The organism is Pseudomonas sp. P116, assembly GCF_020149425.1.
GTDB classification, from domain to species: domain Bacteria; phylum Pseudomonadota; class Gammaproteobacteria; order Pseudomonadales; family Pseudomonadaceae; genus Aquipseudomonas; species Aquipseudomonas anatoliensis.
In genome coordinates, this window is record NZ_JACVHB010000003.1 from 81,642 (window position 1) to 96,360 (window position 14,719).

A 14,719-nucleotide genomic window follows, 5' to 3' on the forward strand; every position below is an offset into this window, starting at 1 on the left:
CACTGTCCAGACGCTGAATGCGCCGTCATCACTCAACCCGCAGCGGTGTCCATGCGCACCGCGCCACGACGGTTCTGGCCGAACGCGACCACGCAGTTGCGCCCCGCGCCCTTGGCACTGTAGAGCGCCTCGTCCGCAGATTTGAGCACTTGCTCCGGGTTGCGCTGCTCCAACCGCTCAGCGACGCCGATACTCACCGTCACCGACACGCTGGAAGCGCCGGAACCGGCGCGACGCTGGCGACCTTGCTGATCGTCGTTCGGGCGGTTTTCCTGATTACGCAACTGGATGCTATAGGACGCAATCGACTCGCGAATAACCTCAAGGTGTGGCATGCACTCCTCAAGGGTTTTGCCTGCGAACACCAGGGCAAATTCCTCACCGCCATAGCGATATGCCCTACCGCCTCCGCTGATTTTGGACAGTTTGCTGGCGACCAGTCGCAGCACCTGGTCACCGACATCGTGGCCGTGGGTGTCGTTGAATTTCTTGAAGTGGTCAACGTCGCTCATTGCCAGCACATAGTTGCGCCCCAAGCGCTGCATGCGTTCATTGAGCGCACGGCGGCCCGGCAAACCGGTGAGTTCGTCGCGGAAGGCCATTTGATAAGCCTCGTGTGCCACGGCGGCAGCAATCATCAACATCACCTGGCTGCACATGATGTTCAGGGTAAACGGCAGGATGAAGGTTTTCGGCAGCATCCAGAACACCCCGAGCAAACCGACCAGTTGCGCCGCATGCAGTGGACGCGGGTTGCGCCAGTATTGCCAGGCCAGCAGCAGGAATGCCGAGATGAACACCGGATATGACAACTGGATCAGGCTCATCCACGCGCCGTGGAGCGCCGGCCAGCGAATTTCCGAGAGCCACATCAGCAACGCCTGTGGGTAACTTTGCTCAAGCCCCAGCGCCACACTGCCGAAGGCCAGCAACACGGCGAACCGCGCGACCATGTCCTGAAACAGGTGCGTGCGCTCTTGCCACGCAGCGAACAGACCGAACAACAGTGGCAGCAACAGGCAGACCAGATGGAAGACCACGGCGGCGTCTTCACGCACTTTGCCGTTGTCGCGGTAATAGTCGGTCTGGGTGTCGAGCAAAAAGTAGGCGATGTACACCGTGAGCATCAGAAACAGTTCGCGCTGACGTCGGTAAACCGCGCAGTAAGCGCCCCCCAGCAGCAGGACCAGAGTCGGCAATACGTTGAACAGGGAAGTGAAGAACACGTTGAGGTCTTTGACATACGCAGCCGACAACCCCGCGAGCAACAACAGCAGAGAAGGTAGGAAATGGCTGAAACGTACAGCGGAAGAACGTGGCAAGGGTAAAGCTCCGACCCGTCATGGCAAAGAGATGGCATTGTGCCTGCAATGTGGCCAGTTAAGCACACAGAATGTGATCCAGATCACATGCAGTCTCTTTAACGGCCGCAAACCCTGATTTCTGAGCTTTCGAACAAGGTTTTTTGCCCCCTTGGAGATGAAATTTCCTTCATGGCCATCATGCTTGATGGCCATGAACGAGATTTCTTACTGCGATACCCAAGGCCCGAGGAAATTCGCGCATAAAAAAACCGCTGCCCCGAAGGAGCAGCGGTTTTTCAACAGACCGCGTTAAGGCTTAGTAGCCCAGTGCGAAGTCTTCTTCTTTCATGTCCATCAGGTTGCTTGCGCCCGACAGCATGGTGGCCACGTGAGTACGGGTACGCGGCAGGATGCGCTGGAAGTAGAAGCGCGCGGTTTGCAGCTTGGCGGTGTAGAACGCCGCATCGCCAGTACCTTCTGCCAGCTTCTCGGCTGCCAGACGTGCCATGTCGGCCCAGAAGTAGGCCAGGCAGGCATAACCGGAGTACATCAGGTAGTCCACGGAGGCCGCGCCGACTTCTTCGCGATCTTTCATGGCGGCCATACCGACCTTCATGGTCAGCTCGCCCCATTCCTTGTTCAGTGCAGCCAGCGGCGTGACGAACTCTTGAACCGCTTCGTTGCCTTCGTTGGTCTGGCAGAACTTGTGGACGATCTTGGTGAAGCTTTTCAGCGCTTCGCCTTGAGTCATCAGCACTTTGCGGCCCAGCAGGTCGAGTGCCTGGATACCGGTGGTGCCTTCGTACAGCATCGAGATGCGGCTGTCGCGAACGTTCTGCTCCATGCCCCACTCGGCGATGAAGCCGTGGCCGCCGTAGATCTGCACGCCGTGGTTGGCGGACTCGAAACCGACTTCGGTCATGAAGGCTTTGGCGATTGGCGTCATGAAGGCCAGCAGTGCGTCGGCTTTCTTCTTCTCTTCTTCGTCCACGCCGTACTTGACGATGTCGACCTGTTTGGCAGTGAAGTAAACCATCGCGCGGTTGCCTTCGGCGAATGCCTTCATGGTCAACAGCATGCGGCGTACGTCAGGGTGCACGATGATCGGGTCCGCGGCTTTTTCCGGCGCTTTCGGACCAGTCAGGGAGCGCATCTGCAGACGATCGCGAGCGTATTTCAGGCCACCCTGGAAACCGATTTCGGCGTGGGCCAGACCTTGCAGAGCGGTACCCAGACGTGCGGTGTTCATAAAGGTGAACATGCAGTTCAGGCCTTTGTTCGCCGGGCCGATCAGGAAACCAGTGGCGCCGTCGAAGTTCATCACGCAAGTGGCGTTGCCGTGAATGCCCATCTTGTGTTCAAGCGAACCGCAAGTCACAGCGTTGCGTGCACCGACGGTGCCATCAGCATTGGGCATGAACTTTGGAACGATGAACAGGGAGATGCCTTTGGTGCCAGCAGGCGCATCCGGCAGGCGGGCCAACACGATGTGGACGATGTTGTCGGCCATGTCGTGTTCACCGGCCGAGATGAAGATCTTGGTGCCGGAAACTTTGTAGGAACCGTCAGCCTGAGGTTCGGCCTTGGTGCGCAGCATGCCCAGGTCGGTGCCACAGTGCGGCTCGGTCAGGCACATGGTGCCGGTCCATTCGCCCGAAACCAGTTTGGTCAGGTAGGCGTCTTGCTGTTCAGGGGTGCCGTGCTCGGAGATGGTGTTCATCGCGCCGTGCGACAGGCCTGGGTACATGCCCCACGACCAGTTGGCTTCGCCAACCATTTCGCTGACAGCCAGACCCAGCGACTCAGGCAGACCCTGACCACCGTGCTCGACATCGTGCGCCAGGCTTGGCCAGCCGCCTTCGACGAATTGCTTGTAAGCCTCTTTGAAGCCAGTCGGGGTTTTCACGCCGGACTCGCTCCAGGTGCAACCTTCGATGTCGCCCACGCGGTTCAGCGGCGCCAGTACCTGCTCACAAAACTTGGCGCCTTCTTCGAGAATGGCGTCAACCATGTCCGGAGTTGCGTCTGCGCAAGCCGGAAGGCTCTGATAGTGCGCTTCGTAGCCGAGCAGCTCGTCACGAACGAAGCGAATATCACGCAAGGGGGCCTTGTAGTCAGGCATAGCGATAAACCTCTGCTGATGTAACCGGGAATGAACGACCGTGTTGATTTGTTGTGACGGTCAAACAGTTGTTTGAAACATACGTTTACGCCGAAATCTTGTCAAGCGTCGATCTTTTGCCGTTCGTCATCGCATCCTCCAAACACCGGACACAGCAAACCGCCATCGACTCGATCGAGTCATGGGCGATAAAAAGAAGATTAGTTGAGGGAGAAGGACTTACAACGAAAAACGCCGCGACGATGCGCGGCGTTCAGCATGCTGGAAGCAATGGAAATCAGGCGAATGTATCGATGATCGTACCGAGCACTTCGTCGGATGCCTTGACGACTTTCACACCCAGCTCAGCCTGGATCTTGCCCTGAGACATCTCGACGATGTTGCTCGCCACATCTGACTGCTGCGCACGATCCAGTCCACGCAGACGATCAACCTGCACTTCGGAAGACTGGCTGGTGACCGAACGTTCAATGGTGTTGTTGGCGATCTGGCTGGCCGCCTGATCGACGCGATTCTGCCCGGTCTGAATCGAGCTCAAACCCGCATAAAAAGCTGTGTTACCGGAGATTTCCATAACTGGTCTCATCCTTGGTAAGGATCAATAGTCGCCATTGAACCAGAGGCGCCAGAAAAACACCCGTCAAAAACACTAATGGCACAGTGCCTGCCCATAGGCAAAACCTTAGTCGAGCAGATCCAATTGCAAATGCTCAGCCACCGCTTCGGCGCTCAGCGCCTTGAGCTTGGGCACCCGCCCCAGACACGGCGCGGGAATCCGCTCGGCGAGCGTCGCCAGATTTTCCTCCAGCCGCGAAGTCTTCGGATCAATGATATTCGCCACCCACCCCGCCAGTTGCAGGCCATCTCGGGCAATCGCCTCGGCTGTCAGCAACGCATGGCTGATGCAACCCAGCCGCACACCCACCACCAGAATCACCGGCAGCTTCAATGCCATCGCCAGGTCCGAGAGATTGTCCTGATCCGCCAACGGCACCCGCCATCCACCCGCGCCCTCTATCAGAGTGAAATCGGCATTCATCGCCAGAATCTCGCGCATCGGCGTCAGCAGCGATTGCACAGTCAGCGCGACACCGGCCTCGCGAGCCGCCAGATGCGGAGCAATAGCCGGCTCGAACGCTACCGGATTGACCTGTTGATAGCTCAGCGGCAACGAACATTCGGCGAGTAAGGCCAAGGCATCCGAGTTACGCAAACCCTTGGGCGTGACTTCGCACCCGGAGGCAACCGGCTTACCCGCCGCCGTGCTCAACCCCGCTGAACGCGCCGCATGCAACAGTCCGGCGGCGACCGTTGTCTTGCCAACGTCGGTGTCAGTTCCGGTGATGAAATAGGCTGCGCTCATACGGGTTTCTCCAACACGGCGTAGACCACCTGATACGTCGCCGGCAATCCCGACGCCTGACGGAACTGCTCGTAAGCCTCGACCAGACCAAGAATCCGCGCCCGTCCGGTCAAACCACCTGGCCGACCAGGATTCAGATTGTGCGCCCCCAAAGCCTTCAGCTCATGGGTCAAACTGCGCACATCCGGGTAATGCAGCACATGCGCCTGATTCTCCAGACTCAGCGTGCGCAGGCCACTTGCCGCACACAACTGCTGATATCGAGCGAACTCGCGGAAGCGATTCACATGCACCAGGCCATCGACCTGACGCCAGCTATCACGCAACTCAACCAATGTCCCTACACAAAGACTAGCAAACGCGAAAACTCCGCCCGGTTTCAGCACACGGAAAGCTTCACTGAGCACCGCATCAAAATTCCCACACCACTGCACTGCAAGGCTGGAGAAGATCAGATCGCAGGTCGAATCGCGCAACGGCAGACGTTCCGCATCTCCGGCGATGAAATGCTCGGCACCGCCCAACGGACGCGCGTGATCAAGCATGCCCTCGGCAATGTCCAGCGCAAGTCCCTTACCATGGGCAAAACGCCCGGCCAATGCACGACTGAAATACCCGGTGCCGCAACCCAGATCCAGCCAGCGCGACGGCACGAAATCCGCCGGCAAGCGCTGCAGCAATTGCGTACCGACATCACGTTGCAACTCGGCGACACTGTCATAGCTGGCCGCCGCGCGTGAGAAAGAGGCCGCGACCTGACGCTTGTCAGGCAAGCCGCCGGGCAGCGCCACATGGGACAAATCAGTCATCACCGCACTCATGTAAAAAAGCCTGGATCGCGCCCGCCACTCCATGGGGGTCTTCCAGAAGAAACGCATGACTGGCCTGTTCGATCAGACCAATTTCTATATCTGGCAACAGAGCGAACAATTCGCCCGCCGCCTCTGCCGGCACCAATCCGTCCTGCCCGGCAAACAGATGCAACTGCGGGCCACGAAACGCCTGCAACGCTTCGCGCGTATCCAGTTGCGCGAGCAATTCCAGCCCGGCCATCAGTGCCGCCGGTGAAGTGTTCGGTGCGCCGCCGAGCATCAGCCGCGATAGGCCGCGCGGGTCTTGCGCGCCCTGTGCGCACAGCAGCGAGAAACGCTTGAGGGTCAAACGTGGATCAGCAGCGCAACCGGCAAGAAACGCATCGAAGGTCTCGCCGAGCATCGCGCTCGGCCATTGTTCATGCGCAACAAAGGAAGGATTGCTCGCCAGTGTCAGCAAGCCGCAACACCTTTCGCCCCGGCGCGCGGCCAGTTCGGACGCGAGCATCCCGCCGAGCGACCAGCCGCCGAGCCACACGTCTTGAGGGATACGTTCATCGAGGCTATCGAGCCAGTCTTGCAGATCGCAGGAATCGAGCTCCGGCAACGGCTCGATCTCGACATGCAGGTGTTCGTCGAGCCCTTGCAACGCCGCAGCCAAAGGCTCCATCGGCGAAACACCGAGGCCCCAGCCGGGCAGCAGAATCAGGCGATCACGCATGGCTTGGCTCCGACGACAGTTGGGCAAAGCAATCAGCCAGTCCTTCTAACAATAGCTGCACCTGCGCCTCGCTGTGGGCGGCGGTCAGGGTCACGCGCAATCGGGCGCTGCCGGCTGGCACGGTCGGCGGACGGATCGCAGTGACCATCAAGCCGCGTTCGCGCAACATCTGCGACAGGCGCACCGCGCGGCCGGCATCGCCGATCATGATTGGCTGGATCGGGGTAAAGCTGTCCATCAACTCCAGGCCGATCTGTTCGGCACCGCGACGGAACTGGCGGATCAGCGTCTGCAGATGCTCTCGACGCCAGTGTTCGCTACGCAGCAGTTCGAGACTTTTCAACGTCGCACAGGCCAGCGCCGGTGGCTGGCTGGTGGTGTAGATGTACGGACGCGCGAACTGAATCAGGCTTTCGATCAACTCTTCGCTGCCAGCGACGAACGCGCCCGCCGTGCCGAAAGCTTTGCCGAGCGTGCCGACCAGCACCGGGACGTCGTCCTGACTCAAGCCGAAATGCTCGACGATACCGCCGCCATTAGCACCCAACGGGCCGAAACCATGGGCATCGTCGACCATCAGCCACGCGCCTTTGGCCTTGGCCTCACGGGCCAGCGCCGGCAGATCGGCAAGGTCGCCGTCCATGCTGAACACACCATCGGTGACCACCAGCGTATTGCCGGTGGCTTTCTCAAGCCGCTTGGCCAGGCTCACCGCGTCGTTATGCAGATAACGATTGAAACGCGCGCCGGACAACAGTCCCGCATCCAGCAACGAGGCGTGATTGAGCCGGTCTTCCAGCACCGTATCGCCCTGCCCGACCAGAGCGGTGACCGCACCGAGATTGGCCATGTAACCGGTGGTAAACAGCAGCGCGCGCGGGCGACCGGTGAGATCAGCCAGCGCTTCTTCCAATGCGTGATGTGGGCTGCTGTGGCCGATCACCAGATGCGACGCCCCACCGCCCACGCCCCAGCGCTTGGCACCGGCGCGCCAGGCTTCGATCACTTGCGGGTGATTGGCCAGGCCCAGATAGTCGTTGTTACAGAACGCCAGCAATGGCTGACCGTCGACCACCACTTCGGGCCCTTGCGGGCTTTCGAGCAGCGGTCGCTGGCGGTAGAGATTTTCGGCACGTCGGGCAGCAAGGCGTGCGGCGAGATCGAAAGACATGCAGGCCTCACAATTGGAAAATATCCTCCTGTAGGAGCTGCCGCAGGCTGCGATCTTTTGATGTTGTTTTTCAAAAGACAAGATCAAAAGATCGCAGCCTGCGGCAGCTCCTACAGGGGTTTGCATCGCATCAAAAGATTCACACTGCGGCGTTGTAAAACTGCTCGGTGCTCTTCTGCTCGACCAACGCCTGTTCGATTGCTGCCTGATGCACTTCGTCGGAGTGCTCTTCGCGGGCTTCCGGTGCAATGCCCAGACGCGCAAACAGTTGCATGTCCTTGTCCGCTTGCGGGTTGGCTGTGGTCAGCAACTTGTCACCGTAGAAAATCGAGTTGGCGCCAGCGAAGAACGCGAGGGCCTGCATCTGCTCGTTCATCGCTTCGCGGCCGGCCGACAGCCGCACGTGGGATTGCGGCATCAGGATGCGCGCCACGGCGAGCATGCGGATGAAGTCGAACGGATCGATGTCCTCGGCGTTTTCCAGGGGCGTGCCGGCGACTTTCACCAGCATGTTGATCGGTACCGACTCTGGATGCTCCGGCAGGTTTGCCAACTGGATCAGCAGATTGGCGCGGTCATCCAGCGACTCGCCCATGCCCAGAATGCCGCCGGAACAGATCTTCATCCCCGACTCACGCACGTAGGCCAGCGTTTGCAGGCGCTCGCTGTACGTGCGGGTGGTGATGATGCTGCCGTAGAACTCAGGCGAGGTGTCGAGGTTGTGGTTGTAGTAATCGAGGCCGGCGTTGGCCAACGCTTCCGTCTGTTCCTGATCGAGGCGACCGAGGGTCATGCAGGTTTCCAGGCCCATGGCCTTGACGCCTTCGACCATCTTCAACACGTAGGGCATGTCCTTGGCCGACGGATGTTTCCACGCCGCGCCCATGCAGAAACGGGTCGAGCCGATGGCTTTGGCGCGAGCAGCCTCTTCGAGGACTTTCTGCACTTCCATCAGCTTTTCTTTTTCCAGGCCGGTGTTGTAGTGACCGGACTGCGGACAATATTTGCAATCTTCCGGGCAGGCGCCGGTCTTGATCGACAGCAGCGTGGAAACCTGAACGCGGTTGGCGTTGAAATGCGCGCGGTGCACCGTCTGCGCTTGGAACAGCAAGTCGTTGAATGGCTGTACGAAGAGGGCTCTGACTTCGGCCAATGACCAGTCGTGACGCAGGGTGGCAGTGGTGCTCGCGCTCATGGGTATTTCCTTGGTTATGCTTGGCTGGCGACTGCGGGAACGGAATACCCACAGGCGCTACACGGATGTTCGGCATATTTAAGGAAGTGTCATGCGCTGTCAACCACGATACGAAGGACAGGTTTACATCTGTTTAAAAAACGTACAGACCTGCTTATTGTGCGATGAGCCCGCAGAAGCAGAAATGCCAATCTGCATCGCCTGCGAAGCCGACATGCCGTGGCTGGGCGAGCACTGCCAGACCTGCGCATTGCCGCTGCCCACGGCCGGCCTGACCTGCGGCGAGTGCCTGCTAGAGCCTCCGGCGTACGAACAGGTCGCTGTGCCATGGCGCTACGACTTCCCGGTGGACAGTTTGATCACGCGCTTTAAACACAACGCGAAATGGCCGTTTGGCCACCTGCTCGCCGACGTTCTCGGACAATACCTGCTATATCGCTTCGAGGAGGACTTGCCGCGTCCCGATGCGTTGTTGCCGGTGCCATTGGCCGGTAAACGTCTGCGTCAACGTGGGTTCAACCAAGCGGCGATGTTGGCGCGCTGGCTGAGTCGGCAGCTGGATTTACCCTGCGAGGAAAACGTCTTGCGCAGGATTCAGGACACCAGCGCCCAGCAGGATCTAGATGCCAAGGCGCGCAAGCGCAACCTGCGTAATGCCTTTGCCCTGACGTCCGATGCGAACGTAAAAGGTCGGCATCTGGCGTTGGTTGATGATGTGTTGACCACCGGCGCCACGGCCCAGGCCCTTGCACGATTGTTAATGAATGCGGGAGCGGCAAGGGTCGACGTGTATTGCCTGGCGCGCACGCCAAAACCCGGCTCCTGAGGTCAGCGCAATCCCCTGTAGGAGCTGCGGTACGCTGCGATCTTTTGATCCTGATCTTTAAAATCAAAAGATCGCAGCGTGCCGCAGCTCCTACATCGATATTGCGCAGTGACGAATAGCTGGGCGCGCCCCACGGACAGGTTCTGCGCACGGCTTGACTCTCGCAGCGCAAGCGGCCAACTTCACCTTCCACCGCCACAGCCAAAAAGCCCCCCATTCATGTCCATGCCCTCCCTGCTCTCCCAGCACATTGTCCGTCGTCCGCAGCGCATTGCCTTGCTGCAACACGTCGCCGAACAGGGCTCGATCACCCGCGCCGCAAAAAGCGCAGGGTTGAGTTACAAAGCGGCGTGGGATGCCATCGATGAGCTGAACAACCTGTCGCAAAAGCCTTTGGTCGAACGTGCGGTCGGCGGCAAGGGCGGCGGCGGTGCCAAATTGTCCAGCGAAGGTCAACGGGTGCTGCGCCTCTATCAAAAGCTGCAAGCCTTGCAAGCGCAGGTGCTGGAAGCCGCCGAAGACGCCAGCGACCTCGACCTGCTCGGTCGCTTGATGCTACGCACCAGCGCTCGCAACCAATTGCACGGCCAAGTCGTGGCGATCAACGCTCAGGGGCGCAATGACCTGATTCGTCTGGAGCTGGCCGAAGGCTTGTGCCTCGACGCGCAAATCACCCACGACAGCACCGTGCATCTGGAGCTGCAAACCGGCTCGCAAGTGGTGGCCCTGATTAAGGCCGGCTGGCTCGAACTGCTGGCCAGCGATCAACCGGCAACGCCAGGGCACAATCATCTGAAGGGCACCATCGAAGCGATTCTCGACGCCGACGACGGCCCCAGCGAAGTGCGGATTTCCCTGCCCAACGGCCACACCCTCTGCGCACTGGCCGAACCGCAGGACATGCGCAACCGTGGGCTGGCAGTGGGGCAACCGGTGCACGTGCAGTTTTCGCCGTCGAATGTGCTGCTCGGCACGTCACTTTAATCGCGGCCTGCAACAAAAGCGTCATCGACGCTCATTAAGGTGACTGCCAAAACCAAGCAGGAAGCCTGATGTGAGCCTATTAGAAGAAAACCAATCGACTGATCTGGAAAAAATGGTCGGACTCAGCCGTCGCGGTTTCATCGGCGCCGGTGCACTGTGTGGCGCAGCGATGTTCCTTGGCGGTAGCCTCCTGAGCCGCAGCGCGCTGGCCACTGGCGTCAGTGCTGGCAACAGCCGTTTGCTCGGCTTCGAAAGCATTCCGGCAGCTACCACTGATGTAATCAGTCTGCCTAAAGGCTACAAATCTTCAGTGCTGATCAGCTGGGGCCAGCCCCTGCAAAAGAATGGCCCGGCGTTCGACCCAAGCGGCAATGGCACCGCGGCCGCACAGGAAGTGCAGTTCGGCGACAACAACGACGGCATGAGCCTGTTCGCCTTCCCGGACGACAGAAACCGCGCGTTGATGGCGATCAACAACGAATACACCAACTACCGTTACCTCTACCCGCACGGCGGCATGCCGCAATCGGCCGAAGACGTGCGCAAGGCGCTGGCCTGCGAAGGCGTTTCGGTGATCGAGGTGCAGCGCAAGAACGGCCAGTGGCAATTCGTTCAGGGCTCGCGTTACAACCGCCGCATCCATGGCAACTCGCCGCTGCGCATCGGCGGCCCGGCGGCCGGTCACGACCTGATGAAAACCGCCGCCGACAAACACGGCAAGAAAGTCCTCGGTACCTTCCAGAACTGCGCTAACGGCAAAACCCCGTGGGGCACCTATCTGACTTGCGAAGAGAACTTCACCGACGTCTTCGGCAGCAGCAACGCCCAGCAACAGTTCGATGCGGCACAAAAGCGCTACGGCGTCTCGGCCGCCAGCCGCGAGATCAACTGGCACCCGCACGACCCGCGCTTCGACATGGCGAAGAACCCCAACGAACTCAACCGTCACGGCTGGGTGGTCGAGATCGACCCGTTCGATCCGCAATCGACCCCGGTCAAACGCACCGCACTGGGCCGCTTCAAACATGAAAACGCCGCACTGGCCGAGACCAACGACGGTCGCGCCGTGGTGTACATGGGCGACGACGAGCGTGGCGAGTTCATCTACAAATTCGTCAGCCGCGACCGTATCAACCATCGCAACGCTAAAGCCAACCGCGACATCCTCGATCACGGCACCCTGTACGTCGCCAAATTCGATAACGGCGACAACAACCCGGATCACCCGAAAGGCCAGGGCCAATGGATCGAGCTGACCCACGGCAAAAACGGCATCGATGCCGGCAGCGGTTTTGCCGATCAGGCTGAAGTGCTGATCCACGCGCGCCTCGCCGCCAGTGTGGTCGGCGCCACGCGCATGGACCGCCCGGAATGGATCGTGGTCAGCCCGAAGGACGGCCAGGTTTATTGCACCCTGACCAACAACGCCAAACGCAGCGAAGACGGGCAACCGGTGGGCGGGCCGAACCCACGCGAGAAGAACGTCTACGGGCAGATTCTGCGCTGGCGCACCGACCGTGACGATCATGGGTCGAAAACCTTCGCGTGGGATCTGTTCGTAGTCGCCGGCAACCCGGGCGTGCACGCCGGCACGCCGAAGGCCGGCTCGAAAAACATCACCCCGCAGAACATGTTCAATAGCCCCGATGGCTTGGGTTTCGACAAGGCCGGTCGCTTGTGGATTCTCACTGATGGCGATTCGAGCAACGCCGGGGACTTCGCGGGAATGGGTAACAACCAGATGCTCTGCGCTGACCCCAAGACCGGCGAGATTCGTCGTTTCATGGTCGGGCCGATTGGTTGTGAAGTGACCGGTATCAGCTTCTCGCCGGATCAGAAAACCTTGTTTGTCGGGATTCAGCATCCGGGTGAGAACGGCGGGTCGACCTTCCCTGAGCATTTGCCGAATGGCAAGCCACGGTCTTCGGTGATGGCGATTACCCGTGAGGATGGCGGGGTGGTCGGCGCCTGACAGACCCTCATCGCGAGCAGGCTCACTCCTACAGGGTTTTGCACATGACTTTGTAGGAGTGAGCCTGCTCGCGATAGCGTCAGTCCAGACACCAACCCCCCACTGCCTGCCATCTGCGCTACCATGCTGGGCCGGACGCGGCAGCCTGCTGCGCGCAGGAGTCAGCATGGCCCATCCGTTTGAAACCCTCACACCCGACCTCGTACTTGATGCCGTAGAAAGCATCGGGTTTCTGAGCGATGCGCGCATTCTGGCGCTCAATAGCTACGAAAACCGCGTCTATCAGGTCGGCATCGAAGACTCCGAACCGCTGATCGCCAAGTTCTACCGACCGCAACGCTGGACCAACGAAGCCATCCTCGAAGAACACAAGTTCACCTTCGAACTGGCCGACGTCGAGATCCCGGTGGTCGCGCCGATGATCCACAACGGCGAAACCCTGCACGAGCACGCAGGCTTTCGCTTCACCCTGTTCCCGCGTCGCGGCGGCCGTGCGCCGGAGCCAGGCAATCTTGATCAGTTGTATCGACTCGGTCAGTTGCTGGGGCGCATTCACGCGGTCGGCGCGACCAAGCCGTTCGAACACCGCGAAGCCCTCGCCGTACAGAACTTCGGCCATGCCTCGTTGACCACGCTGCTCGAAGGCAACTTCATCCCCAAGAGCCTGCTGCCGGCTTACGAATCGGTAGCGCGCGATCTGCTCAAGCGTGTGGAAGACGTCTACGCCAACACGCCGCATCAGAACATCCGCATGCACGGCGACTGCCACCCCGGCAACATGATGTGCCGCGACGAGATGTTCCACATCGTCGACCTCGACGACTGCCGCATGGGCCCGGCGGTGCAGGACATCTGGATGATGCTTGCGGGCGATCGGCAGGAATGCCTGGGGCAATTGTCTGAATTGATGGACGGCTACAACGAGTTTCACGATTTCGACCCGCGCGAGTTGGCGCTGATCGAACCGCTGCGCGCGTTGCGCCTGATGCATTACAGCGCCTGGCTGGCGCGGCGTTGGGATGACCCGGCGTTCCCGCACAGCTTTCCGTGGTTTGGGACTGAGCGTTATTGGGGCGATCAGGTGTTGGCGTTGCGTGAGCAGTTGTCGGCGCTCAATGAAGAGCCGCTGAAACTCTTCTGATTCGAGAAGCAAAGATCAAAAGATCGCAGCCTTCGGCAGCTCCTACAGGGAACGCATTCCAATGTAGGGGCTGCCGGAGGCTGCGATCTTTTCGTTTTCTGACACGACACATCTATACAACCTCCTTACAATCCCTTCCTTTGTTAGCTGCCTAAGCAAGGATTCTGCATGCAAGCTGCCAACCCGCGCCGCGGGTACATCCTGGGCCTGAGTGCCTACATCATCTGGGGCCTGTTCCCGATCTATTTCAAAGCCATCGCTGAAGTACCGGCGGTCGAGATCATCATCCATCGGGTGTTGTGGTCGGCGCTGTTCGGCGGGCTGTTGCTGATGGTCTGGAAGCACCCAGGCTGGTTGCGCGAATTGCTCGACAACCCGAAACGCCTGGCGATTCTGGCGCTGAGCGGCACGTTGATCGCGGCCAACTGGCTGACCTATGTGTGGTCGGTCAACAACGGGCGCATGCTCGAAGCGAGCCTCGGTTACTACATCAATCCACTGATCAACGTGCTGCTGGGGATGGTGATTCTTGGCGAACGACTGCGGCGCCTGCAATGGATCGCCGTGGGGCTCGCGGCGATTGGCGTGGCGCAGCAGGTGTGGCAAGTCGGCAGTCTGCCGTGGGTGTCGCTGGTGCTGGCGCTGACGTTCGGGTTCTACGGTTTGATCCGCAAGCAGGCACCGGTCAAGGCATTGCCGGGGCTGGTGGTGGAAACCTGGATGCTGGTGCCGATTGCCATCGCCTGGTTGCTGTTCAACCAAACCGCGACCAGTGCTCAACCCGAGTTCTGGACGACTTCGCAAGCGTGGTGGTTGGTCGCCGCAGGCCCGGTGACATTGGTGCCGCTGGTGTGTTTCAACGCAGCAACCCGGCATTTGCCCTACACCACGATCGGCTTCCTGCAATACATCGCGCCAACACTGGTGTTGTTGCAAGCAGTGCTGCTATTCGGTGAACACATGTCGTCGAGCACGTTGATCGCTTTTGCGTTTATTTGGGCCGGTCTCGCTATTTATAGCGTCGACGCGTGGATAAGTTTGCGCCGTCGCAGCTGATCAAAAAACGCACAAACACCTGCAGACCACGTTTTTCGTGGCCTGCAGCGTT

At 59.8% G+C, this 14,719-nt stretch carries 13 protein-coding genes; 5 read left to right on the forward strand and 8 right to left on the reverse strand.

Translation table 11 applies throughout. The annotated features are described in order from the left end of the window. Nucleotides 1-32: 32 nt before the first annotated feature. The 8 genes from ICA15_RS10800 to bioB all read right to left on the reverse strand — a co-directional run bounded on the left by ICA15_RS10800 (nucleotide 33) and on the right by bioB (nucleotide 8,688). A complete protein-coding gene (locus tag ICA15_RS10800) occupies nucleotides 33-1,322 on the reverse strand; it encodes a GGDEF domain-containing protein (protein ID WP_150601857.1) in 1,290 nt (429 codons plus the stop codon). Nucleotides 1,323-1,620: 298 nt separating this feature from the next. Further along, complete coding sequence (locus ICA15_RS10805) at nucleotides 1,621-3,426, reverse strand: acyl-CoA dehydrogenase C-terminal domain-containing protein (protein WP_210553527.1); 1,806 nt, start codon at nucleotides 3,424-3,426, stop codon at nucleotides 1,621-1,623. A 277-nt stretch (nucleotides 3,427-3,703) separates the two neighbouring features. Continuing rightward, the gene (locus tag ICA15_RS10810; RefSeq protein WP_150601859.1) at nucleotides 3,704-4,000 is read right to left on the reverse strand and encodes a pyrroloquinoline quinone biosynthesis protein PqqE; all 297 of its coding nucleotides are present in this window, start codon (nucleotides 3,998-4,000) and stop codon (nucleotides 3,704-3,706) included. Between the two features lie 108 nt (nucleotides 4,001-4,108). Next, entirely contained in the window at nucleotides 4,109-4,789 is a 681-nt protein-coding gene (gene bioD, locus ICA15_RS10815) for a dethiobiotin synthase (RefSeq protein WP_150617758.1), read from the reverse strand. After that, on the reverse strand, nucleotides 4,786-5,598 hold the full coding sequence (gene bioC / locus ICA15_RS10820) for a malonyl-ACP O-methyltransferase BioC (RefSeq protein WP_210553526.1): 813 nt from the start codon (nucleotides 5,596-5,598) through the stop codon (nucleotides 4,786-4,788). The genes bioD and bioC overlap by 4 nt, the downstream gene beginning before the upstream one ends. Further along, a complete protein-coding gene (locus ICA15_RS10825; protein ID WP_210553525.1) occupies nucleotides 5,591-6,322 on the reverse strand; it encodes an alpha/beta fold hydrolase in 732 nt (243 codons plus the stop codon). Before ICA15_RS10825 ends, bioC begins: the two co-directional genes overlap by 8 nt. Next, nucleotides 6,315-7,493 (reverse strand): 8-amino-7-oxononanoate synthase, encoded by a 1,179-nt coding sequence (gene bioF, locus ICA15_RS10830; RefSeq protein ID WP_210553524.1) that lies wholly within the window; start codon nucleotides 7,491-7,493, stop codon nucleotides 6,315-6,317. The genes ICA15_RS10825 and bioF overlap by 8 nt, the downstream gene beginning before the upstream one ends. Before the next feature lie 139 nt (nucleotides 7,494-7,632). Further along, entirely contained in the window at nucleotides 7,633-8,688 is a 1,056-nt protein-coding gene (bioB, locus tag ICA15_RS10835) for a biotin synthase BioB (RefSeq protein WP_150601864.1), read from the reverse strand. Between the two features lie 91 nt (nucleotides 8,689-8,779). Here bioB and ICA15_RS10840 point away from each other — a divergent pair, with 91 nt between their 5' ends. The 5 genes from ICA15_RS10840 (at nucleotide 8,780) to rarD (ending at nucleotide 14,667) form a co-directional block, all read left to right on the forward strand. After that, on the forward strand, nucleotides 8,780-9,514 hold the full coding sequence (locus tag ICA15_RS10840) for a ComF family protein (RefSeq protein WP_210553523.1): 735 nt from the start codon (nucleotides 8,780-8,782) through the stop codon (nucleotides 9,512-9,514). A 219-nt stretch (nucleotides 9,515-9,733) separates the two neighbouring features. Further along, nucleotides 9,734-10,498 carry a TOBE domain-containing protein gene (locus tag ICA15_RS10845; protein ID WP_210553522.1) on the forward strand — a complete coding sequence of 255 codons (765 nt, stop codon included), beginning with the start codon at nucleotides 9,734-9,736 and terminating at the stop codon, nucleotides 10,496-10,498. Between the two features lie 70 nt (nucleotides 10,499-10,568). Further along, the gene (locus ICA15_RS10850) at nucleotides 10,569-12,470 is read left to right on the forward strand and encodes a PhoX family protein (RefSeq protein WP_210553521.1); all 1,902 of its coding nucleotides are present in this window, start codon (nucleotides 10,569-10,571) and stop codon (nucleotides 12,468-12,470) included. A 166-nt stretch (nucleotides 12,471-12,636) separates the two neighbouring features. After that, complete coding sequence (locus ICA15_RS10855) at nucleotides 12,637-13,611, forward strand: serine/threonine protein kinase (protein WP_042561424.1); 975 nt, start codon at nucleotides 12,637-12,639, stop codon at nucleotides 13,609-13,611. Nucleotides 13,612-13,779: 168 nt separating this feature from the next. Continuing rightward, entirely contained in the window at nucleotides 13,780-14,667 is an 888-nt protein-coding gene (rarD, locus tag ICA15_RS10860; RefSeq protein WP_210553520.1) for an EamA family transporter RarD, read from the forward strand. The last annotated feature ends 52 nt before the right edge of the window (nucleotides 14,668-14,719 follow it).

What these genes read in the sequence shown, in the direction of transcription:
- ICA15_RS10805 (WP_210553527.1), bottom strand. Translation starts at nt 3,426, where the DNA reads ATGCCTGACTACAAGGCCCCCTTGCGTGATATTCGCTTCGTTCGTGAC.
- bioD (WP_150617758.1), bottom strand. Translation starts at nt 4,789, where the DNA reads ATGAGCGCAGCCTATTTCATCACCGGAACTGACACCGACGTTGGCAAG.
- bioC (WP_210553526.1), bottom strand. Translation starts at nt 5,598, where the DNA reads ATGACTGATTTGTCCCATGTGGCGCTGCCCGGCGGCTTGCCTGACAAG.
- ICA15_RS10840 (WP_210553523.1), top strand. Translation starts at nt 8,780, where the DNA reads ATGCGCTGTCAACCACGATACGAAGGACAGGTTTACATCTGTTTAAAA.
- ICA15_RS10825 (WP_210553525.1), bottom strand. Translation starts at nt 6,322, where the DNA reads ATGCGTGATCGCCTGATTCTGCTGCCCGGCTGGGGCCTCGGTGTTTCG.
- rarD (WP_210553520.1), top strand. Translation starts at nt 13,780, where the DNA reads ATGCAAGCTGCCAACCCGCGCCGCGGGTACATCCTGGGCCTGAGTGCC.
- ICA15_RS10855 (WP_042561424.1), top strand. Translation starts at nt 12,637, where the DNA reads ATGGCCCATCCGTTTGAAACCCTCACACCCGACCTCGTACTTGATGCC.
- ICA15_RS10810 (WP_150601859.1), bottom strand. Translation starts at nt 4,000, where the DNA reads ATGGAAATCTCCGGTAACACAGCTTTTTATGCGGGTTTGAGCTCGATT.
- ICA15_RS10845 (WP_210553522.1), top strand. Translation starts at nt 9,734, where the DNA reads ATGTCCATGCCCTCCCTGCTCTCCCAGCACATTGTCCGTCGTCCGCAG.
- bioF (WP_210553524.1), bottom strand. Translation starts at nt 7,493, where the DNA reads ATGTCTTTCGATCTCGCCGCACGCCTTGCTGCCCGACGTGCCGAAAAT.
- bioB (WP_150601864.1), bottom strand. Translation starts at nt 8,688, where the DNA reads ATGAGCGCGAGCACCACTGCCACCCTGCGTCACGACTGGTCATTGGCC.